Here is a 22,360-nt window from a genome sequence, read left to right on the forward strand (position 1 = left end):
TCATGGGGTTCGTTTGAACCTCAGGCTGCGCTCCCTGTCGTCGCGCTTCGATCCCTGTCTCAATTCCCGTTGAACCGCACCTGCATGGCGGTTTGCCCTTCACATCATCTGGGCGGTGGGCCCACACGAGGGGATTTCGTAATGCAGGGTAAGGCAATCAAAACGCGCAGCGCCGTTCGGCAGGCTCTCAAGGCAGGTCTGTTCAGCAGCGTCGGCATTGCGGGGATGTTGGCAGGCGCATCGGCCGCCCACGCCGAGCCTGGCATTTGCCAGACTGAGGGTAATCTGACCCTGTTTTTCTGCGAACCCTCGTCGGTTAAGGCTCGTATTGAAGGAGGCGATACCAGCCTCATTGTGAACGGCGCACAGGACGAATGGAGTATCACGGGCGATGGCGTCAGCTATTATACGTGGGGCAATACAGCCTCTGGCGACATTACGTCGACGCTGCTCATCACCAATTCCACGATCAGCACCACTGATAATGGCGGCGTAAACGTCAGTTCCAATATCCAGGGTCGGAACGACATCTCGGTCACCTTGGGCCCGGACGTCACGGTCAACAGCGTGGGTGGCAACGGTGGCATTTGGGTTCGCAACCAGATCGCGGGCGACATCGCGATCGAGAATGGCGCCGCGCTGACGGTCTCAGGCGTGGAAACCAATGGCATCTCTGCCACCACCAACGCAGGATCGGTGAACATCACCAATAGCGGGGCCATCACGGTCCAGCAAACCAACGGGGCCGCAGACTTCACCCAGCGGGGAATTTACGCCGACGGCGGTTTCAACGACGCCGAGCCGGTCGAGGTGACCGTGACGAACACTGGCCAGGTGGAGGCTCAGGCGGCGGGTATCCGCGTCGTCAATTACAACGGTTTGGCGAAAATCACGAACAACGCCTACGTGTCTTCGGTGAACAATCAGGCGCTGGTCGGCTGGACGCCGAACGGCGAAGTGGTGATCGACAATCAGGAGCAGGGTGAGGCTATCTCGGCCAACGGCCCGGCGATTCAGGGCGCCTCGCAGATCGGCAATATCACCATCACCAACGCAGGCATTGCGGAGGGCACCACCGGCATTCTCGCCGTCGCCGGCTTCGACGAGGATGCGCCCGGCTCTGGTAAAATCACCATCACCAACAGCGGCATTGTCACCGGCAGAACCGGAAGCGCAGTTCAGGCGCGCACGCCGCTTGGCGATGTGGTTATCAGCAACACCGGCACGCTGCAATCGCTGAGCGGGATCGCGGCTGTCGATGCAGACACGCTCAGCGGCATGGTCCAGATCACCAATTCCGGGTCGATCCTGGGTGAAACCGGTATCGTCACCAACAGCCCGGCGACCATGATCACCAACTCGGGCACCATCGAGGCCTCGCCTTCCTTCGGCCACGCCATTCTGATGGGCGCCGGCGACGTGACGCTGGAGTTGCATGCCGGCTCCAACATCATCGGCCTCGTCGCGGATGCGGATATCGCGAGCGGTACCAATACCCTGGCGCTGGGCGGCGTGATCGACGCATCGTTCGATGCCGGATTGGTCGGCACGCAATATTATGATTTCGATGAGTTCGTGAAGGTAGGGACCGGCACCTGGACGCTCACGGGGACAGGGACGACCGGCTGGACGGTCCGCGAAGGGACGCTGAACGCTGCCAGCAGCGACGCATTCGGTGTGGGTCAGGCCTATGTCGTCGAAGGGGGCGTGCTGGGCGTGGGTGGCTCCACCTATCAGGCGACCCTGGGCTCGCTCACTGTCGGAGAAGCTGGCCTTGTCTCCACCGATGGCGGCGTGCTCGTGCTCGACCAGAGCGGCGACACCGTCTTCGCCGGCACGTTGGTCGGCCAGGGCAGGTTCGTCAAGGCGGGCGAAGGTGCGCTTGCCTTCACCGGCAATGGCGCTCTCTTCAACGGTGCGCTGGATGTCACCGGCGGTGCCTTTGACCTCACGGGCGACTTCAGCGCCAGCACGGTGACCGTGGGCGGCGCGGAGCTGGCTTCGCTCAATATCAAGGCGGCGGGGCAGCTCAACTCTGTCTCGGCGGCCATTGGCATGAATGGCACCGCGGGGAGCGTTACCGTTGACGGCGGCGCGAGTTGGATCAACTCAAGCCTCATCGAGATCAGTCGCAATCCCAATTCCTCCGGGTCGCTGACCATCACAAATGGCGGCTCGGTCGAAACTGTGAATGGCAGCATTTACATGGGCGCGGGCGGCTCGGTCAGCATCAGTGGTCAGGGTTCGGCGCTCCGTGTCGGTACGCTGCATTCCGAACTGCCGGCCGACTGGGTTTCGGCCGATGGCTGGTTCAGTGCGGATGAGGGCAGCATCTCGGTGACCGACGGTGGTTTGCTGGAGGCTGACGGCAGCTATATCGGCGGAAACGGGTCCGGCACGGCGACGATGATCGTCGACGGTGCCGACACGGTGTGGCGCAACGGCCTCAGCCTGTACATCGGCGGCACCGGCAACGACACCGTTGGCCAGGGCAATGTGACGGTGTCCGGCGGCGCAGAAGTCACGTCCTACACCAGCGCGCTTGGCGTCGACACCGGCTCGAGCGGAACGCTGACCCTCACCGGCGAAGGCACGACCTACAGTGTTCTCGCCCGTAACGGTTACGCCGGCAACATGCGGGTCGGCTACAGCGGCACGGGCACCGCCACGGTTTCCAACGGCGCCCTGCTGTCGGCAGCCGCCCTGATCGATGTGGCGAGCCAGGAGGGCAGCAGCGGTACGCTGACCATCGAGGCGGGCGGCCGGGTCACCGGCGAATCCCTGCGAATCGGTGGGGCTCAGTCCGCTGTCGGTAGCGTCAGCGTCGATGGAGCAGGCTCCACGCTTGAGATCGGCAGCGGTCGCATCGGTATCGGCATCTCTGGCGAGGGCACGCTCATGGTCAGCAATGGCGCCTCGGCGAGTTCGCAAGGTGCGATCATTGGCTGGGAGTCGACCGGTCAGGGCACGGCTACCGTGAGCGGCGCGGGCAGCACGTGGACCAATGACGGCATTCTCTACGTCGGCAACGTCGGCGAAGGAACGCTCAACATCGCGCAGGGCGGTCGGGTCACCAGCACGGATGGCTATGTGGGCACCGTCAGCGGCTCTACAGGCGCGGCGAACATCAGCGGTGCCAACTCGGTCTGGGACATGAGCGGGCTGTTCATTGCCGGCAACGAGGCGGGGGCACAGTCGACGATTTCGATCTCCAATGGCGGCACATTGCGCGCGGTGCAGGGCACGCTCGGCAATCTCACGGGATCGCAGGCCAGCATGATCGTGACCGGCGCCGGCTCGACTTGGAGTGCCTATAACGACGGCCTGACGAACTGGGCGGGTTACATTAATGTCGGCCTGTTCGGCAGCGGCACGCTGGAGGTTTCGGACGGCGGCAAGGTAGAGGCGGTGCGCGTCTACATCGGCAATGATGTCGCCTCGAGCGGCAGCGTGACGGTGAGCGGCGCATCTTCGGCGATCCGGACGGAGGAAGGCCTCTACATCGGTGCCGAGGGGGCCGGCGTCCTGACGCTGGCCGATGGCGCAGAACTCAGCGCCGAGGTGATCAAGATCGGCAATCGCGCCGGCTCCACCGGCACGCTGAACATCGGCGCGGCGGCAGGCAGTGCGGCCCAGGCAGCTGGTGTGATCGATGCCGTCAACGGCATTCAGTTCGGTGCCGGGGCTGGCAAGCTGGTCCTGAACCACAGCGGGACCGATTATGCACTTGCCGCCAGTCTGTCGGGTAATGGCGTGGTCGATGTTCTTGCGGGCACGACGGTGCTGACCGGCGATGGCAGCGCCTATACCGGCGCGTTGAATGTGAACAGCGGCAAGCTGGTGCTGGCCAACGCGATGAATGCCAGCTCGACCGCGATCGCGGCGGATGGCACCCTGCAGATCGGTAATGGCGGAACGGCCGGCACGCTGACTGGCGACGTCCACGCCAACGGCACGCTGGTGTTCAACCGCAGCGATGTTTCCAGCTATGGCGGCAGCATCACTGGGCACGGCACGATCGTGAACGCCGGGTCGGGCCGGCTGGTACTGGCCGGCGATAGCAGCACGTTCGCAGGTCAGACGAAGGTTGATGCCGGGACGCTGCTGCTCACGGGCAAGCTGAATGGTGCCGTGACCGTCAACGCCAATGGCACGTTGCAGGTTGGTGATGGCATTCACAATGGCGAGCTGACCGCCAGCACGACCAACGACGGCACGCTGATCTTCAATCAGGTCGCAGACTATGATTACACGGGCGCTCTTTCGGGCAACGGCAGCCTGATCAAGCAGGGTGAGGGCACGCTGCTGCTCTCGGGCGACTATGGCTATACCGGGTCGACCGTGGTGCAGGCGGGCCGGGTGCGGCTGTTGGCGCAGCTCGACAGCGCGACCGATCTGGTCGTGGACGATGGCGAGTTTGACCTGAGCGGCACCGACCAGACCGTTGCGGGCCTGAGTGGCGCGGGCGGGACGGTGAGCCTGGGCACGAGCACGCTGACCGTCAACCAGAGCAGCAACACGCTGTTCGGCGGCAGCTTCAGCGGCAGCGGAACGATTGCTCTCAATGGTCCGTCCAGCGCGCCCGTCAGCATCAACCTGACCGGGGAGAGCTTTGGCTCGTTCACCGGTGCGCTCAACCTTGAGGGCATCGTGACGCGGGTGAACGGCTCGATGGGCGGCACGATCACGGTCGGCAGCGATGCGGCCCTGGGCGGTCGCGGGCAGGTGAACAATATCGTGGTCGGCAATGGCGGCACGCTCCTGCCGGGCAACTCGATCGGCACGCTCACCGCAGCGGGCAATGTCGTGTTCCAGGCAGGCTCGACCTATGAGGTGGAGGTCAATGCCGAGGGCGAGAGCGACAAGCTGATCGTCGGCGGGACGGCGACCATCCAGGGCGGCACGGTCTCGGTGCTGGCGGCTGCGGGCAACTATCGCTTCAGCAATGAGTACACGATCATCACGGCCGCGGGCGGGGTGAGCGGGCAGTTTGCGGCCACCGATGTCGACCTGCCGTTCCTGACGCCGGAGCTGAGCTATGACGCCAATAATGTCAGGCTGGTGCTGACGCGCAACAATCGCAGCTTCGAGAGCGTGGCGGTGACGCCCAACCAGTTGGCCGTGGCCCTCGCGCTGGATGCGAGTGACGACAATGCCAGCCTGTCCCGTGCGGTGGCCGGGCAGCTTGAGGAAGCCGGCGCCGTCCGGGCGTTCGATGCGCTCTCGGGCGAGCTGTGGGCGACCACGGGCACGCTGATGGTGGACGGCACCCGCCGGCTTGGCGACATGGTGATCGGTCGCATGGAGCAGGCCGATGTCGTCAGCCGCACGCTGGCCGGTGCCGGCTCCTCGGCCCGCACGCTGCGCGATGGCAGCACGGCGGTCTGGGGCCAGGGCATCGGTGCGTGGAGCACGCTCAAGAGCAATGGCAATGCGATCAAGGCGACGCAGAGCACCTTCGGCTTCATCACCGGTGTCGATACGGGCCTTGGTGGCTGGCGTCTGGGCGTGGCCTTCGCGCATGAGCAGAACAAGGTGCGCATCGATGGGCGCAGCAGCGAGGCGACCGTCAACGGCAACAGCGCGCTGGTCTATGCCGGCGGGGGCTGGGGCGCCCTGCGCGCCCGGATCGGCGCTTCCTATAGCTGGCTCGACGTGAACGGGACGCGCAAGGTGGCGTTCCTGGGCGTCAATGATGCGCTGGCGGGCGATTATGATGCCAGGAGCGCCTCTGCCTTCGGTGAGGTGAGCTATGCTCTCCCGCTGGGCGCGGTAACCGCCGAGCCCTTTGCCGGCGTGACCCATGTCCATCTCAAGAGCGATGCCTTCACCGAGACGGGCAGCGCCCTGACCGCGCTGGGCGTCACGGACAGCACCCGCGATGTGACCTACACCACCCTGGGTCTGCGTCTGGGCGGGGCGGTACCGGTCAGCGCCACCACGGTGCTCAGCCCGCGCGTCTCGGCGGCGTGGCTGCGCAGCTTTGGCGATGTCGATGCGACCAGCCGCAACATCCTCTCGACCGGTGAGGCCTTCTCGGTCGCGGGCCTGCCCACGACGCGCGATACCCTGCGCCTTGAGGGCGGCGTGCAGGCCAACATCATGCCCGGCGGCTCCATCGGCGCCACCTACGTGGGCAACATCGGCGACCAGTGGAAGGACCACGGCGTCAAGATCGGCTTTAGCTACAGCTTCTGAGGCCATTCCGACCGTTAAAACGAAGGGCGCGAGCAGTTGCGTCCTTTGAATCGAGATGAATTGAGAGGTGCGGCCTAAGTTGCACCTCTCCTTTTCCGAAATGACGTGTCGTCGTAATTCAATATTTCAGCCAAATATATCGAAATAAATAAATTATTTTAACTAATTATTTATAATCAATGCCCATCCGTTGGTATGATTATCTCGTTGAGATATATTGAATATTTATAGTTGTTAATTTGAACGTGGGGTTATTGCATGTTTCATCCCGTCGGGAATCGCCGGACGTCCTTCAAATCCATTCTGCGCTGCTCGGTGGCGACGACGTTCTTGGTCGCGGTGGGCAGCCTGCCTGCACATGCGTCGGACGGCGCGGGTGGTATGGCGGGGGATAGTACTTTCACGAGCGCAGGCGGGAGCGCAAGCACTACGTCAACGGGGAACAGCGGGACGGACGGGGTCGGTTCTGAATCGAGCTATCTCTCCGGCGGTGCCGGTGGCGGTAGCGGCCTGACGGGCGGCGATGGCGGGGCTGGCTCGGGCGACAATGCAGGCGTTGGCGGTGCGGGTGGAACTCTCGCCGGTGAGGCGGGCACGGACGGCTCCAACGGTGGCGACAACAGTTCGGGTGGCGGCGGCGGTGGCGGCGCGCATGGCTATGTCGGGCTTATTACCGATCTGCCCAGCTCGGGTACGCTCACGGGCGGCAACGGGGGTAATGGCGGCCTCGCAGGTTTTGCTGGATATGGTGGCGGCGGTGGGGGCGGCGGCTTCGGCGCGGTCGTCACCGGTCTTAACGACTCTTACGACGCAATCACCGTCAGTGCCACCGGCGGCGCAGGCGGCGCCTATGGCTGGGCTGGCGTGGGCGGCAATGGTGGCAGCGGTCTGGTTATCGATCAGCCGGCCGGCAATACGGCCATCAGCATTACAGACAGCATATTGACCGGCGGCGCGGGCGGCGGGAGCCGCGAAGGTCAGTCCTTTGGCGGTAATGGCGGCTCTGCCCTTGTGCTCACCGGCGGTACCGGGAGCAGCACTGTTTCGATCTCCGGGGGTAGCATCACGGGCGGTGATGCCCAAGGCGGCAACTTCGGCGGGGCCGGGGGCTTTGGCATCCTGATCGAGAACATGAGCGGCCTTACCACCCTCACGATCGACACAGCGGTGACAGGCGGCGCCGGTGGGGCCGGGATGTTCACGAACGGTGCGGGCGGCGCAGGCATTCAAGGCGAGAACCTTGCTCTTTCCATCGGGACTGGCGGTTCCGTATCCGGCGGCCTTGGTGGCAATGGCGAGCGGGCCGCGGCCCTGAATTTCACGGGCGGTACCAACAGGCTGACACTCGCCAGCGGCGCCACGCTGAACGGTGGTATCGTCGTTGCGACCAGTGCCACGAAACTCGAATTCGCCCAGTCTGAGAATTACACGCTCTCCAGTGCGATTTCAGGCTCGGGCTCTGTGATCAAGACCGGCAGCGGAGCGTTGACCCTCACGGGCGACAATAGCGCTTTTGCTGGCAACATGATGCTCACCGGCGGCGCGACGGTCATCGATGGCAGTACGACGAGCGGGAACATCGTCTTCCTGGGCGGGCTCGACGGGGCGTCGCTGACCGTGGTGAATGGCGGCACCTTCAACGCCCCCAACATCATCGTCAGCAACAGCACGAATTCGGCAATGCCGGGCATGGAAGATGAGAGCGGTTCGCTGCTCGTCACGGGAACGGGGTCGACGGTCACGACCGAATTCCTGACGGTCGGCTATTATGGCGACGGCAGCGTGGCGATCGAGAATGGCGGTACCGTCGTGGTCAACACCTCCACGTCCGTCGGTGCGGTCGAGGGCAGTGTCGGCTCCATCACCGTTTCGGGTGAAAATAGCCATCTGCAGAGCGGCTCCCTGCAGTTTGGCGGGAGCGGCCAGGGCACGCTCATCCTGTCCGGCGGCGCGACGATGCAATCCACCAGCGGGAGTTTCGGCGTAAATGCCGGATCGCTCGGCACCGGCACCCTCAGCGGCGTGGGAACGCGCTGGGAAATTGGCGCAAGCGGCTTGGGGATCGGCACCAGCGGCGAAGGCATCCTCACCGTGACGGATGGCGCGACGATTGCCGCCTCCGGCAGCGATGCGGATGTGAGACTTGGCGCAAGCGCCAACGGCAACGGTCAGATGACAGTCTCAGGCAGCGGGTCCAGCGTAACGACCGACCGGAACATGACTATCGGCAGCTATGGATCAGGCACGGCCACCGTGACGGACGAGGCGCTGCTGGGCGGTGACAAGCTGATTGTCGGCTTCGTGGATGGCAGTCAGGGCACTTTGAACATCAGCGGTGAAGGCACGCTCGCGCGAGGCACGTCTTACGTCATGGTCGGCACATATGCCGGGAGCAGCGGCGTCGTCACCGTCTCCGATGGCGCGACCCTCAAGTCTGACGGCAATCGCGGCATCACGCTGGCTTATGAGGCCGGTTCGACGGGCACGCTGAACATTGGCGCGGCTGCAGGCAGTGCGGCCCAGGCGGCTGGCGTGATCGATGCCGTCAATGGCATTCAGTTCGGTGCCGGGGCCGGCAAGCTGGTCCTCAACCACAGCGAGACCGATTACACGCTGGCCGCCGGCCTGTCAGGCACCGGCGTGGTCGATGTGCTGGCCGGGACCACGATCCTGACCGGGGACAGCAGAAACTACAGCGGCGCGCTGAACGTGAGCGCCGGCACGCTGGTGCTGGCCAACACGACGAGTGCCGCAAGCACGATCATCGGGCAGGACGGCACGCTGCAGATCGGCAATGGCGGCACCAGTGGCTCCTTCGACGGCGACCTTGTGAACAACGGCCTGCTGGTGTTCGATCGCTCCGACGCGCTTCATCACAACCGGGTCATTTCCGGCACGGGCGATCTGACCGTGGCGGGCGGGGCGATCACCTTGAGCGGGATGAATACCTTCACGGGCGCCACGACGATTGATGCCGGTGCGACACTGGCCCTCTCCAATCAGGGCCGGGTGAACCAATCGAGTTCCGTAACGGTCAATGGTACCTTCGACCTGACCAGTGCAGCCAGCGCACAGATCAAGGATCTTGGCGGCAGCGGAACGGTGATCGTCGGTGATGCGGGGTTGATGCTGGTCAATGCCTCGCAGGTCTTTTCCGGACGGATCACTGGAACGGGCGGTTTGAACGTGTCTGCCGGCACGCTCACCCTGACCAACGCCAGCGATTTCGAAGGCGGTTTGGGGATCAGCAACGGCGCCACGGTCAACCTCGGCAACGGCGGCACGACCGGCTCGATCACTGCCAATGTCACCAATTACGGCACGCTGCTGTTCGATCGTGCGGACGATGTGAGCTATCTCGGCCAGATTTCCGGTCAGGGCACGGTGATCAAGACCGGCGATAATATAGTGACCTTCGGCGGCTCGATGAGCGGCGTCCAGCTTGACGTGCAGCAGGGTACGGCTCTGTTTGTTGGGACGATCAGCAACAATGTCAATGTCGCCGAACAGGGCGAACTGGTGTTCGCCAACCCCGCGACCACGAGCTACAAGGGCAGGCTGAGCGGCACGGGCACCGTGCTGAAAACGGGCACGGGCACCATCACCTTCTCGGGCGACAGCAGTGGTTTTGCAGGCGATGCGACCATTGATGGCGGCACGGTGCTGCTAACGGGCAAGCTGGGCGGCACTTTGCTGATCGACACTGCAGGTACGCTGCAGGTGGGCAATGGCTTGAAGAATGGCGATCTGCTGGCCGATGCCACCAACAATGGCACGCTGATCTTCAACCAGATTGGCGACTATGACTATACCGGCGCTCTTTCGGGCAATGGTGGCCTGATCAAGCAGGGCGAGGGCACGCTGCTGCTCTCGGGCGACTATGGCTATACCGGGTCGACGGTGGTGCAGGCGGGCCGGGTGCGGCTGTTGGCGCAGCTCGACAGCGCGACCGATCTGGTCGTGGACGATGGCGAGTTTGACCTGAGCGGCACCGACCAGACCGTTGCGGGCCTGAGTGGCGCGGGCGGGACGGTGAGCCTGGGCACGAGCACGCTGACCGTCAACCAGAGCAGCAACACGCTGTTCGGCGGCAGCTTCAGCGGCAGCGGAACGATTGCTCTCAATGGTCCGTCCAGCGCGCCCGTCAGCATCAACCTGACCGGGGAGAGCTTTGGCTCGTTCACCGGTGCGCTCAACCTTGAGGGCATCGTGACGCGGGTGAACGGCTCGATGGGCGGCACGATCACGGTCGGCAGCGATGCGGCCCTGGGCGGTCGCGGGCAGGTGAACAATATCGTGGTCGGCAATGGCGGCACGCTCCTGCCGGGCAACTCGATCGGCACGCTCACCGCAGCGGGCAATGTCGTGTTCCAGGCAGGCTCGACCTATGAGGTGGAGGTCAATGCCGAGGGCGAGAGCGACAAGCTGATCGTCGGCGGGACGGCGACCATCCAGGGCGGCACGGTCTCGGTGCTGGCGGCTGCGGGCAACTATCGCTTCAGCAATGAGTACACGATCATCACGGCCGCGGGCGGGGTGAGCGGGCAGTTTGCGGCCACCGATGTCGACCTGCCGTTCCTGACGCCGGAGCTGAGCTATGACGCCAATAATGTCAGGCTGGTGCTGACGCGCAACAATCGCAGCTTCGAGAGCGTGGCGGTGACGCCCAACCAGTTGGCCGTGGCCCTCGCGCTGGATGCGAGTGACGACAATGCCAGCCTGTCCCGTGCGGTGGCCGGGCAGCTTGAGGAAGCCGGCGCCGTCCGGGCGTTCGATGCGCTCTCGGGCGAGCTGTGGGCGACCACGGGCACGCTGATGGTGGACGGCACCCGCCGGCTTGGCGACATGGTGATCGGTCGCATGGAGCAGGCCGATGTCGTCAGCCGCACGCTGGCCGGTGCCGGCTCCTCGGCCCGCACGCTGCGCGATGGCAGCACGGCGGTCTGGGGCCAGGGCATCGGTGCGTGGAGCACGCTCAAGAGCAATGGCAATGCGATCAAGGCGACGCAGAGCACCTTCGGCTTCATCACCGGTGTCGATACGGGCCTTGGTGGCTGGCGTCTGGGCGTGGCCTTCGCGCATGAGCAGAACAAGGTGCGCATCGATGGGCGCAGCAGCGAGGCGACCGTCAACGGCAACAGCGCGCTGGTCTATGCCGGCGGGGGCTGGGGCGCCCTGCGCGCCCGGATCGGCGCTTCCTATAGCTGGCTCGACGTGAACGGGACGCGCAAGGTGGCGTTCCTGGGCGTCAATGATGCGCTGGCGGGCGATTATGATGCCAGGAGCGCCTCTGCCTTCGGTGAGGTGAGCTATGCTCTCCCGCTGGGCGCGGTAACCGCCGAGCCCTTTGCCGGCGTGACCCATGTCCATCTCAAGAGCGATGCCTTCACCGAGACGGGCAGCGCCCTGACCGCGCTGGGCGTCACGGACAGCACCCGCGATGTGACCTACACCACCCTGGGTCTGCGTCTGGGCGGGGCGGTACCGGTCAGCGCCACCACGGTGCTCAGCCCGCGCGTCTCGGCGGCGTGGCTGCGCAGCTTTGGCGATGTCGATGCGACCAGCCGCAACATCCTCTCGACCGGTGAGGCCTTCTCGGTCGCGGGCCTGCCCACGACGCGCGATACCCTGCGCCTTGAGGGCGGCGTGCAGGCCAACATCATGCCCGGCGGCTCCATCGGCGCCACCTACGTGGGCAACATCGGCGACCAGTGGAAGGACCACGGCGTCAAGATCGGCTTTAGCTACAGCTTCTGATCTCAGGCGCTGCGAGAGAGAGAACGGAAAGGGGCGCGGAATGACCGCGCCCCTTTTTTATGTGCCTCTCAACTGGACGGGTGCTGGCCGACTCTCGGCTGCAACCCCGGTTCAGAATGCCATATTGGGCTGTTCGTCCTGACCGACGCCGCGCGGGGCGCGTGTGTCCGCCTGTTCAGGGGAAAGCTCGGCGAGGGTGCTTTTGGCGCGCGCGATATAGGGATCGAGCTTGCCTTCATCGTAGAGCTTCTTGCCGAAATAACCAATCGCCGCGCCGGCGAGCAAAGTTTTCATCATGTGCGGTCTCCTTGATCGCTAGCACAATGAGCAAGAGCGCGGAGCGTTCCGTGCCGCGCCATTGAGATGCGCCGGAGTGAAGAGGGCAGGCGTCGGCCGGTACCCTCAGTTGGCGGCGCGTCCGGCCTGCAGCGTGCGCCGCAGATGATCGATGGCCAGACGCCCGCGGGCATCGTCAAACCCCTTGCGCGAGAGCATCAGACGATAGCCCGGCTCGAAATCGACCGGGACGCGATGGAGTTGTCCGCGCGCAGTGGCAGGCGCGGCTTCTTCGTCGAACAGCATAGCAAGGCCCGTGCCATTGAGCGCCAGCCCCATCGCGACATCGGTGAACTGCGGTCGCGCGACGACATTGGACGGGTAGATGCACGCATCGGCCAGCGCGTTGATCAGCCAGTCATTATGCGGTGTGTTGTCCGGCATCATGATCATCGGGGCGGCGCTGATCCTGGCAGGATCGCTCCCCACTGCCTCGACCAGCGCGGACGTGCCGAAGAGGCTGCTGGTCACGCGCCGGAGCGTTTCGATGGTGAGATCCGGCGCGACCGGTGGCCGGCCTGTGAAGAAGGCGACGTCCACCTTGCCGCTGCGGAGCATGGAGAGCATTTCTTCGCCCGGCGCGGAGAGAATCAGCTCCACATTCGGCACCTGGCCGCGCGCGTAATAATCCGGCAGGCACGGCCTGATCCATTGATCGATAAGATAAGGGCCGGCGGCGACCCGCAGCACATAGCTCTGCGCATTGCCGGCCGTGGCGCCCAACTGAACCTTGTTCGCCTCACGCAGCAGTAAACGCGCCTGATCCAGCAAATCGCGGCCCAAAGCGGAGAGGCGCGCGGTCGATCCCCGCTGACGATCGAACAGGCGAGCGCCGGCTTTCTGCTCCAGCGCCTTGATATGATTGCTGATCGAGGGCTGGCTGATCCCGAGCCGATCGGCCGTGATACGGAAATTCTCGTCCTTCGCCGCTTCGACGAAAATCTCCAATTGCCGAATCGTGAATGCCATAAGCGATAGCCCCTCCCTTATAACTGATAGCGGACCGGGCCGTTGCTTTGCAATCGGGAGCAACCGATGCCTTGGCGGATGAGGCAACCCGGCATCCACCCTGGCGGCCCGCACAGAGCAAAAGAGCAATCAGGAGCAGGATTATGAGCGAGATCGAAGCGCTGCGCAGCGATGTAAAGGCCCTGACCGAGCGGATCGGGATGCTGGAGGATCTCAATGCAATCCGCCGGCTCCACAATGCCTATGGCTATTATACCGATTATAACCGTTCGGACGAACTGGCCGAGCTGTTCTCCGACGATGCCGAGATCATCTTTCTCTCCGGCATCTATCGCGGCAAGGTGGGCGCGCGCCGGCTCTATGGCGACTGGTTCCGCCAGTTCTTCACACAAGGGCGCCCAGGCCCGGTCTATGGCTTCCTGCTCGACCATTTCCAGATGCAGGACATCATCACCGTCGCGCCGGATCGCCGGACCGCCAAGGGCCGGTTTCGCGCACTGCTGCTCGGCGGCAATCATGAGAGCCGCGACTATCGCCCGGAAGGCCTGCCCGACCAGTTCTACGAAGCCGGCATGTATGAGAATGATTATGTGCGCGAGGACGGCGTCTGGAAGATCAAGCGGCTCGATTATGTCGTGCAATGGCAGGCGGATTATGATGCCGGCTGGTACAAGACCATCGCGCATCTCCAGCCGCTGACGAAGACCTTCCCGGAAGACCCGCTCGGCCCGGATGAACTGGTCGACAATCAGCGGCAGACATGGCCTTATCGGCAGGAACTGGCGATGCACTTCGCGCATCCGGTGCTCGGCCGGGCGCTGGCGGACGCGGAACGAACCGCATAGCGGGCGACGGGTGGCAGTGGGCCGAGGGAGAGGGAATTTTAATCGTGGGTTTGATGTTCAGGCGCATGATGGCGCTGACCGCGCTGCTGCTTGTCCTCCCTTCCGCCTGCCGCGATGCCGCAGACGGTGGTCAGGCCGCCGCCGATGCCGAGTGGCCGCTGCATGGTCGCACCGAGACGGCGCAGCGCTTTGCCGAGCTGGACCAGATCGATCGCGAGAGCGTATCGCGGCTGGGCTTGGCCTGGTCGTTCGATCTAGAGACGGATCGCGGGCAGGAAGCAACGCCGATCATGGTCGATGGCGTGCTTTATGTGGTCAGCGCCTATGATGTCGTCTCCGCCATCGATGCGCGCACCGGCAAGGGCTTGTGGACCTATGATCCACAAGTCCGCGCGTCGTCTGCGCGCTCGTGCTGCGGGCCGGTCTCGCGCGGTGTCGCGGTGGCGCGGGGCCGGGTCTATGTCGGCGCGCTCGACGGGCGGCTGATCGCGCTGGATGCCAAAAGCGGCAAGCCGGTCTGGGAAACGCAGACGATCGACCAGTCCGGCCCCTTTGCGGTGAATTACACGATCACCGGGGCGCCGCGCGTCATCAAGGGCAATGTCGTCATCGGCAATGGCGGCGCCGAGTTCGGCGTGCGCGGCTATGTGAGTGCCTATGACGCCGCGACCGGCAAGCTGGCCTGGCGCTTCTACACCGTCCCCGGGAAGCCGGGCACGAAGGACAATGCCGCATCCGACGCGGTGCTGGCCAAGGCGCAGGGAAGCTGGGCAGGGCAATGGTGGCGCTATGGCGGTGGCGGCACGGTGTGGGATGCGATCGAATATGATCCGGCGCTGGACCTGATCTACATCGGCACCGGCAATGGCTCGCCATGGAACCATGCGATGCGCTCGGACGGGAAGGGCGATAATCTCTTCCTCTCCTCCATCGTCGCGCTGCGCGCCTCGACCGGCGAATATGTCTGGCATTTCCAGCAGGTTCCGGGCGATGCCTGGGATTATACCGCAACCCAGAATATCGTGCTGGCGGACATGGAGATCGATGGCAAGCTGCGCAAAGTGCTGATGCAGGCGCCCAAAAACGGCTTCTTCTATATCCTCGACCGCGCGACCGGCGAGTTCCTGAATGCCACCGCTTATGTGCCGCAGAATTGGACGAAGAGCATCGATCCCAAGACTGGCCGTCCGGACATCGTGCCGGAAGCACGCTATTACCGCACCGGCAAGCCGCATTTCCAGTTCCCCAGCTCGGGCGGCGGACATAACTGGCCGCCCATGGCCTTCAGCCCGCGCACGGGGCTGGTCTACATTCCGGCGCAGGACGTCGGCATGCCGTTCGGCCCCAACCCGCGGGAGGCGCAGGTGATCGGCGCCTACACGTCCGGCGTTGCGATGAGCGGCGGCGGCGCCATGAGCGCGGCAGACCGCAAGGCGCTGTATGACAGCATGAAGGCGCGGCTGATCGCCTGGGACCCGATCGCCGGCAAACCGCGCTGGACAAGCGAGGAAGCCGCGCCCTTCAATGGCGGTGTGCTCGCCACGGCGGGAGGCCTCGTCTTTGCCGGCAATGCGCAGGGGCGGCTGGTCGCCTATGATGACGAGAGCGGCAAGCGGCTCTGGTCGTTCGATGCGCAGACCGGCATCGTCGCGCCGCCGATCAGCTATCGGCTGGATGGGGTGCAATATATCGCGGTCATGGCCGGCTGGGGCGGCGGCTGGCCACTCACCGGCGGGGTGATGGCGCTCAAGGTCGGCAAGACCATCGGCCCCAACCGGCTGCTGGTGTTCAAATTGGATGGGGCGGCGAAGCTCCCTGCCTTCACGCCGGCTGAGCCGCTGCCGTTCCCCGACGTGGTGGACAAGGGGACGCCGGCCCAAATCGCGCAGGGCGACAGACTGTTCGGCCGCTTCTGCCTGCGCTGTCATGGCAGCGGGGCGGTGAGCGCCGGTGCCTATCCGGACTTGCGCCGGACGGGATTGCTCGGCACGAAGGGTTTTTCGCAAGTCGTTCTGGGCGGCGCGCTGGCGGAGATGGGCATGCCCAGCTTCGCAGGCCAGCTCACGCCGGCACAGGTCGACGCCATTGACGCTTATCTCGTCCGCCGCAGTCTCGAGGACCGACGGATCGAGGCGCAGGAAGGACGCAAGCAGACGCGATGACCGATCAGGCGCAGGGTGGCATGATGAGTGCGCCAGAGATGAAGGACGGCATGATCCGTGTGGCGGGCGGGCAGTTCTGGATGGGGTCGGACGACCATTATCCCGATGAGGGCCCCGCGCATCCGGCCTCGGTCGATGCTTTCTGGATCGATGAAACGCCGGTCACCAATGCGCAGTTCGCGCGGTTCGTGGAAGCGACCGGCCATGTGACGGTGGCCGAAACGGTGCCCGACGCTGCCGACTATCCGGGTGCCGATCCCGCGATGCTGAAGGCCGGCTCCTCCCTGTTTACGCCGCCGCCGACCCCCGTGCCGCTGCACGATCCAATGGGGTGGTGGACTTTCTCGTTCGGGGCCGACTGGCGCCATCCCTTGGGGCCACAGAGTTCCATCGACGGGCTGGCGGATCATCCCGTCGTCCATATCGCTTGCGCCGATGCGGGGGCCTATGCGGCTTGGGCAGGCAAGCGCCTGCCGACGGAAGCGGAATGGGAATTCGCCGCGCGGGGCGGGCTGGATCGCAAGGCCTTCGCCTGGGGCGACGAACTGCACCCCGGCGGGGCCATGCTGGCCAACACCTGGCAGGGCGATTTCCCGCACCAGAATGATCTCTCGGACGGCTATCTGCGCACCTCGCCGGTGCGGGCCTATGCGGCAAATGGTTTTGGCTTGTGGGATATGATTGGCAATGTGTGGGAGTGGACGAGCGACTGGTATGTCGATCGGCATGACGCGCCGACCAAGCCCTGTTGCGCGCCGCATAATCCGCGGGGCGCCAGCGAGGATGCGAGCCGTGACCCCTATAGCGGCTTTCCCCGCCGCGTGCTCAAGGGCGGATCGCATCTGTGCGCGCCCAATTATTGCCAGCGCTATCGCCCCGCCGCGCGCTATCCGCAGACGGTGGATACCTCCACATCGCATATCGGGTTTCGCTGCGCTCGCGACGCGTGAGGATCGCCCGCTAGAGCTGAGCGTGGCAGGTGGCTGGCTTTAGAGCCCGCGTGCTTCCAGCGTTTCCAGCAACATCCGCTCAAAGGATTCGCGGCGGGTGCGGCGGGCGGCGAGCAGCTTCTTGCTGTCCTGCTGGCGGATAGCGTTCAGCAACTCGCGCTTGTCCACCACCTTGCGCTCCTCACTGTTCCGGCGCGGCAGCGGCAGGAGGGCGCGGTAGCGATCGGTCAATGCCCATAGGCGGATGGCCTCGCGCACGATGGTCTTCTTGGGGGAGAGGTTGAAGATCATCGTGTGGAATTCGCGATGCTCGTTCCACCAACTCGTGCGGTCGCCTTCGTCGAGCAGCTCTTCGAGGCGCTGTTCGCGACGTTCGAGTTCGGCAAGCTCTTCGGCGTCCGGCCAGTCGACGGATTTGAGCAATTCGTCCTCGACCAGATGGCGCAGGGCAAACAGTTGCTCGGCCTCATCGCGGGAAAGCCGGGTGACGAAGAAGCCCCGGTTGGGGTCGTGCTCGATGATGCCTTCCGAGCTCAGCAGCTTGAGCGCCTCGCGCACGGGCACGCGGCTGGCATTGAATTGCTCGGCCAGTTCGGTCTGCCCCAGCCGCATCCCGGGTGCCAGCGTGCCGCGGGCGATGAGCAGCCGCAGCTCATTGGCGATCTTGGCGGGAACTCCGCGTTCGGATTTCACTGTTTCCTGCATCATGGGCATTCCTGGTTGGCCGGAGAGCCAGCGGCCTTGAAATTATGGTCGTTCCGGGCATCCCTAGCGTGGTGTCTCACAAAAATGTAGACATTTTCACGCGCTAGGAATCCCGGGCCGGTCGCGCGAGGCTTTTGGCCGACAAACACCCTCCACCCGCTTGACCGGAAATTCAGGATAGGTATACAAAAATGTATACCTATGATCTGATAACCAGCTGCGGGTGGGGATTTTGCGATGATTGTCGATTGTCATGGCCATGTGAGTGCGCCGGCGGAACTGTGGATTTACAAGTCGATGCTGCTCTCGCATCGCGGCGAACACGGCAAGAAGTTCCCCGACCTCACGGATGAGGAAATTCTCGCCTACACCAACAAGAAGGAGATGGCGCCCTGCGGCCATCTCGACATGCTCGACCGGGTCGGCACCAACTACCAGCTGCTCAGCCCCCGCCCGTTCCAGATGATGCATTCGGAAAAGCCGGGTTTTCTGGTCCACTGGTTTACCGAAGCCACCAACAACATCATCGCCCGCCAGTGCCAGCTTTTGCCGGACCGCTTCGCGCCCATCTGCGGCCTGCCGCAAGTGGCTGGCGAGCCGATCGAGAACGTTCTGCCCGAGCTTGAGCGCTGTGTGAAAATGCTGGGCTTCAAGGGCTGCCTGCTCAACCCCGATCCCTATGAGAACAGCGGCACCGAGCCGCCGGCGATGGGCGACCGTTATTGGTATCCGCTGTACGAGAAGCTGTGCGAGCTGGACGTGCCGGCGCACATCCACTCCGCCGGGTCGCGCAGCCGCCGCGCGCCCTATACGCTCAACTTCCTGCTGGAAGAGACGATGGCCGTTTATGGCCTGCTGGAAAGCGATGTGTTCAAGGACTTCCCCAACCTCAAGATCGTCTGCAGCCATGGCGGCGGCGCGATCCCCTATCATGTCGGCCGCTTCCGCGCCTCCGGCCTGCGCAAGGGCGAGGAGTTCCTCGATAAGATGCGGCACATCTATTATGATACCGTGCTCTATTCCGAGGAAGCGTTGCGGCTGCTGATCAAGACCGTCGGCGCCGACAATTGCCTGTTCGGCGCGGAATGCCCGGGCGTCGGCTCTGCGGTCGACCCCGCGACCGGCAAGACGCTGGACGACATTGCCCCGTTCATCACCGGCTTCGACTGGCTGAGCCAGGCGGAGAAGGACCAGATCATGTTCGGCAACGCCGCGCGCCTCTTCAAGCTGGACCTGCCGCCAGCATGAGCGCGGGCGATCCCCATGTCGCGCGGCTGCGCCAGCTGGATGCCTGCGCCGTGTCGGACACGTTGGACAAGCTGGGCCTGGCCGGCTGCGTGACCGGGCTGCGCTCGGCCTCGCCGGGCCGCCGCATTGCCGGGCGCGTGCACACCGTGAAGCTCAAGGCCGGCAACGCGCCCGCCGACCGTCCCCCGGTGCATCTGGGCGCCGCCGCCATCGACGCCAGCGGCCCGGATGATGTGATCGTGGTCGAGCAGCGCACCGGCATCGATGCCGGCTGCTGGGGCGGCATTTTGTCGCGCGGCGCGCAGCACAAGGGCGTGGCTGGGGTGATCTGCGAAGGCTTAGCCCGCGATGTGGATGAAGCCCGCGAGATCGGCTTCCCGGTCTTCTGTCGCGGTTATACCGCCCGCACGGCGCGCAACCGCGTCTACGAAGACGCCACCGACGTGCCCGTCACCGTCGGCGACTTCACCGTCGAGCCCGGTTTCTACGTCATCTGCGATTCCAGCGCCGCCGTGTTCATCGCGCCCGCAGATATCGCCCGCGTGCTCGATGCCGCCGAGGATATCGTCCGCCGCGAAGGCGAGATGACCCGCCGCCTTGCCACGGGCGAGAGCGCCAGCGCCGTGCTCGGCGCGAACTACGAATATATGCTCAAGGGCGACCATCAATGACAGACGACCGCAACGTCACCCGCGCCGCCGCGCTCGATACCGCCACGCTGAGTGACGCGCTCGATCGGCTCGGCATCGTCGGCCAGTGCTATAAGATCGCCGGCCGCGACCCTGATTTCCGCATGGCCGGCCGCGCCTACACCATGCTCTGCGGCCCCGCCTCGACCCCGCCGGGCACGGTGGGCGATTATATCGATGACGTCCCCCCCGGCCATGTCGTGGTCATCGACAATGGCGGCCGCGAGGATGCCACCATCTGGGGCGATATCCTCACCGAGATCGCCCATCGCCGCGGCCTTGCCGGCACCGTCATCGACGGGATCAGCCGTGACGTCTCGCTCTGCCGCGCGCTGGGTTATCCGGTGTTCAGCAAGGGCCACTGGATGCGCACCGGCAAGGATCGGGTGCAGGTCGAGGTCACCAACTGCCCGGTCAACATCGGCGGCGCGCGCGTGGCGCCCGGCGATATCCTGCGCGGCGACCCCGATGGCGTGATCGTCATCCCGCAAGCGCATGAGGAGGCCGTCCTCGCCGCCGCCGAGGAAATCCACGCGGCCGAAGAGAGCATCCGCGCCGCCTGCCGCACCGGGATGCGCCTCGATGAGGCTCGCAAGCAGTTCAAATATCACAGCCTTCAGACACGCACGCAGGGCTGAACGGGCTTGCCGCCTAGCGGCCGTGCTGAAACACCTGCTCCAGCGCACCCTCAATCTTGGCGCGGGCTTGCATATAATCGGCGAGCAGCGCGTCGCGGTCCCGCGCGGCCAGGGCGTCGATCAGCTTGCGCTCTGGGCTCTCGCCCATCGTGCGGGGCATGAGCGAGCGATAGCGGTCGGTCAGCCGCCACAGCCGGGTCGCTTCGCGCAGCAGGATTTGCTCTGGCGATAGCGCGAAGAGGGCGAGGCGCAGATTTTCCAGCGCCAGCGCCCAATTGGTGAAATCGCTCACCTGATCCATGGCATCCAGCGCATCGAACTGGCGGCGGAATTCGGCGATCTGCGCGTCGGTCGGCCAGACCGCCGTGGCGAGCAGTTCCGCTTCCAGCCACCGGCGCAGCTTGTAGAGCTGGCGGGCTTCCTCCAGTTCCAGCGGCGCCACAAAATAGCCCCGATTATGGTCGTGGCGCAGGAAGCCTTCTGCCGCCAGCAGTTTGAGGGCCTCGCGAATGGGCACCTTGCTGCGTCCGAACCGGTCGGCAAGCTGGGTCTGCCCGAGATGTTCGCCGGGCAGCAGCGTGCCCCGCACGATCAGCGCCCGCAGTTCATCCGCCACCACATTGGGCAGGGAGTCCCCCATGTCGATCTGCGTGGCCAAATATGTGCTCCTTGCGGCTGGTGGCAGTGCGCCATGGAAGAGGATTTTGGCGGGCGAGGCAATAGGCAGGGGCGGGAGGCAGCGGGGGCTGCGATCAACGCCTGTGTGGGGAGACGGTAACGTGAATTGCGCCCTCGATCCCGCGCCCGGCGGTGGCGAGGATCGCCTCATGCACCTGCTCCAGCGGGAAATCGTGGCTGCACAGCTTTTCGGCCGGCCACTTGCCGCTGGCGAGAATGTCGAGCGCGATCTGCACCGCGCGATAGCTGTGGCCCCGTGGTGCGCGCACGGTGAGGTAGCGCTTCTTGATCTCGCCCAGCGGCACCGAAGCGCTAAGACCATTGAGGCTGAGCCAGGCGCCCTTGGCCGACAGCGCCACCGCTTGCTCGGCGATCTTGCCATCGGGATCGCCGGTGGTATCCACCACCACATCCACGCCCATGCCGCCGGTCGCCCGCATGACCACGGCTGCAAGATCCTCCTGCTGCACGTCCACGGCGATGTCGGCGCCGAGGCTGAGCGAAAGGTCCAGCCGGGCCCGGTCGCGTGTCATGCCGGCGATGATGACGGTGAGCGCGCCCGCCTGCTTGGCGGCGAGCGCGCAACTGAGGCCCTGCTGGCCGGGGCCGAAGACGAGCACGGTCTTGCCCAGTCCCGCACCGCCATCCAGCACTGCCCATTGCACGCCATTGCCCAGCGGCACCGCGAGCGTCGCCAGCCGGGTATCCATGTCCGCCGGGATCTTGTGGATGACGGCATTGGGCGCGAGGTACATATATTCCGAGAAACCACCCCATAGATGCGGCGGAATGTCCGCATTGCAGGTGCCGTAGCGCAGGGTGTTGAACCGATCCTTCACGTTGAAGAAGTCGGCCTCCATGCACAGGCGGAAATCGCCCTGCCGGCACCAGTGGCAATGCCAGCAGGGGAGATACTCGTGCAGGGCGATGCGGTCGCCGGCGCGCAGGCCCCAGCGCTGCGCCGCAGCGTCGCCGATGCGGGCCACGGTGCCGACATTCTCATGGCCCATGATGCAGGGCGCCGTGTTCTCCCGCCGGTACATTTCGGGGTCACTGCCGCCGACGCCCGAGGCCTCGACTTTCAGCAGCCCGTCATTGTCGCCGAGGGGCGGGAACGGAAATTCTCTGATTTCAGATCGTTCGATATCGACCTTCACGGCAGCACGAGACACGGACTCCATCATT

Annotated in this window: 13 protein-coding genes; 8 read left to right on the plus strand and 5 right to left on the minus strand. The window is 64.8% G+C overall.

Annotation, left to right across the window (positions count from 1 at the left end; translation table 11 throughout):
* Nucleotides 1-141 precede the first annotated feature (141 nt).
* Together M2343_RS02340 and M2343_RS02345 are read left to right on the plus strand one after the other, a co-directional pair.
* A complete protein-coding gene (locus M2343_RS02340; protein WP_264575448.1) occupies nt 142-6,198 on the plus strand; it encodes an autotransporter domain-containing protein in 6,057 nt (2,018 codons plus the stop codon).
* Between the two features lie 258 nt (nt 6,199-6,456).
* Complete coding sequence (locus M2343_RS02345) at nt 6,457-11,955, plus strand: autotransporter domain-containing protein (RefSeq protein ID WP_264575449.1); 5,499 nt, start codon at nt 6,457-6,459, stop codon at nt 11,953-11,955.
* Between the two features lie 111 nt (nt 11,956-12,066).
* Here M2343_RS02345 and M2343_RS02350 read toward each other — a convergent pair whose 3' ends face one another.
* Together M2343_RS02350 and M2343_RS02355 are read right to left on the minus strand one after the other, a co-directional pair.
* Nucleotides 12,067-12,252, minus strand: coding sequence for a hypothetical protein (locus M2343_RS02350; RefSeq protein ID WP_181560134.1), 186 nt, complete (start codon nt 12,250-12,252; stop codon nt 12,067-12,069).
* 105 nt (nt 12,253-12,357) lie between these two features.
* A complete protein-coding gene (locus M2343_RS02355) occupies nt 12,358-13,260 on the minus strand; it encodes a LysR family transcriptional regulator (protein ID WP_264575450.1) in 903 nt (300 codons plus the stop codon).
* Nucleotides 13,261-13,403: 143 nt separating this feature from the next.
* Between M2343_RS02355 and M2343_RS02360 the strand changes: the two genes are divergently transcribed.
* The 3 genes from M2343_RS02360 (at nt 13,404) to M2343_RS02370 (ending at nt 17,217) form a co-directional block, all read left to right on the plus strand.
* Nucleotides 13,404-14,105 carry a nuclear transport factor 2 family protein gene (locus M2343_RS02360; RefSeq protein ID WP_181560132.1) on the plus strand — a complete coding sequence of 234 codons (702 nt, stop codon included), beginning with the start codon at nt 13,404-13,406 and terminating at the stop codon, nt 14,103-14,105.
* Between the two features lie 65 nt (nt 14,106-14,170).
* Nucleotides 14,171-16,267, plus strand: coding sequence for a PQQ-dependent dehydrogenase, methanol/ethanol family (locus tag M2343_RS02365; RefSeq protein WP_264575451.1), 2,097 nt, complete (start codon nt 14,171-14,173; stop codon nt 16,265-16,267).
* Nucleotides 16,268-16,317: 50 nt separating this feature from the next.
* Complete coding sequence (locus M2343_RS02370) at nt 16,318-17,217, plus strand: formylglycine-generating enzyme family protein (protein WP_264577474.1); 900 nt, start codon at nt 16,318-16,320, stop codon at nt 17,215-17,217.
* A 39-nt stretch (nt 17,218-17,256) separates the two neighbouring features.
* On the opposite strand, the gene M2343_RS02375 is transcribed toward M2343_RS02370, so the two are convergent.
* Nucleotides 17,257-17,925 (minus strand): GntR family transcriptional regulator, encoded by a 669-nt coding sequence (locus tag M2343_RS02375; RefSeq protein ID WP_181560131.1) that lies wholly within the window; start codon nt 17,923-17,925, stop codon nt 17,257-17,259.
* 234 nt (nt 17,926-18,159) lie between these two features.
* Here M2343_RS02375 and M2343_RS02380 point away from each other — a divergent pair, with 234 nt between their 5' ends.
* The 3 genes from M2343_RS02380 to M2343_RS02390 are packed head-to-tail and all read left to right on the plus strand — an operon-like array spanning nt 18,160 to nt 20,497.
* Nucleotides 18,160-19,170 carry an amidohydrolase family protein gene (locus tag M2343_RS02380; RefSeq protein ID WP_264575452.1) on the plus strand — a complete coding sequence of 337 codons (1,011 nt, stop codon included), beginning with the start codon at nt 18,160-18,162 and terminating at the stop codon, nt 19,168-19,170.
* Nucleotides 19,167-19,841 carry an RraA family protein gene (locus M2343_RS02385; protein WP_264575453.1) on the plus strand — a complete coding sequence of 225 codons (675 nt, stop codon included), beginning with the start codon at nt 19,167-19,169 and terminating at the stop codon, nt 19,839-19,841. Before M2343_RS02380 ends, M2343_RS02385 begins: the two co-directional genes overlap by 4 nt.
* On the plus strand, nt 19,838-20,497 hold the full coding sequence (locus M2343_RS02390; protein WP_264575454.1) for an RraA family protein: 660 nt from the start codon (nt 19,838-19,840) through the stop codon (nt 20,495-20,497). Before M2343_RS02385 ends, M2343_RS02390 begins: the two co-directional genes overlap by 4 nt.
* A gap of 13 nt (nt 20,498-20,510) precedes the next feature.
* Here M2343_RS02390 and M2343_RS02395 read toward each other — a convergent pair whose 3' ends face one another.
* Entirely contained in the window at nt 20,511-21,155 is a 645-nt protein-coding gene (locus tag M2343_RS02395) for a GntR family transcriptional regulator (protein WP_264575455.1), read from the minus strand.
* A gap of 94 nt (nt 21,156-21,249) precedes the next feature.
* Entirely contained in the window at nt 21,250-22,356 is a 1,107-nt protein-coding gene (locus tag M2343_RS02400) for a zinc-dependent alcohol dehydrogenase (protein ID WP_264577475.1), read from the minus strand.
* Nucleotides 22,357-22,360 lie beyond the last annotated feature (4 nt).

Source organism: Sphingobium sp. B8D3B, assembly GCF_025961875.1.
Lineage (GTDB): Bacteria > Pseudomonadota > Alphaproteobacteria > Sphingomonadales > Sphingomonadaceae > Sphingobium.

Bases quoted from the DNA above. Each gene is read 5' to 3' on its own strand.
- M2343_RS02340 (WP_264575448.1), top strand. From the start codon at position 142: ATGCAGGGTAAGGCAATCAAAACGCGCAGCGCCGTTCGGCAGGCTCTC.
- M2343_RS02345 (WP_264575449.1), top strand. From the start codon at position 6,457: ATGTTTCATCCCGTCGGGAATCGCCGGACGTCCTTCAAATCCATTCTG.
- M2343_RS02350 (WP_181560134.1), bottom strand. From the start codon at position 12,252: ATGATGAAAACTTTGCTCGCCGGCGCGGCGATTGGTTATTTCGGCAAG.
- M2343_RS02355 (WP_264575450.1), bottom strand. From the start codon at position 13,260: ATGGCATTCACGATTCGGCAATTGGAGATTTTCGTCGAAGCGGCGAAG.
- M2343_RS02360 (WP_181560132.1), top strand. From the start codon at position 13,404: ATGAGCGAGATCGAAGCGCTGCGCAGCGATGTAAAGGCCCTGACCGAG.
- M2343_RS02365 (WP_264575451.1), top strand. From the start codon at position 14,171: ATGATGGCGCTGACCGCGCTGCTGCTTGTCCTCCCTTCCGCCTGCCGC.
- M2343_RS02370 (WP_264577474.1), top strand. From the start codon at position 16,318: ATGATCCGTGTGGCGGGCGGGCAGTTCTGGATGGGGTCGGACGACCAT.
- M2343_RS02375 (WP_181560131.1), bottom strand. From the start codon at position 17,925: ATGATGCAGGAAACAGTGAAATCCGAACGCGGAGTTCCCGCCAAGATC.
- M2343_RS02380 (WP_264575452.1), top strand. From the start codon at position 18,160: ATGATTGTCGATTGTCATGGCCATGTGAGTGCGCCGGCGGAACTGTGG.
- M2343_RS02385 (WP_264575453.1), top strand. From the start codon at position 19,167: ATGAGCGCGGGCGATCCCCATGTCGCGCGGCTGCGCCAGCTGGATGCC.
- M2343_RS02390 (WP_264575454.1), top strand. From the start codon at position 19,838: ATGACAGACGACCGCAACGTCACCCGCGCCGCCGCGCTCGATACCGCC.
- M2343_RS02400 (WP_264577475.1), bottom strand. From the start codon at position 22,356: ATGGAGTCCGTGTCTCGTGCTGCCGTGAAGGTCGATATCGAACGATCT.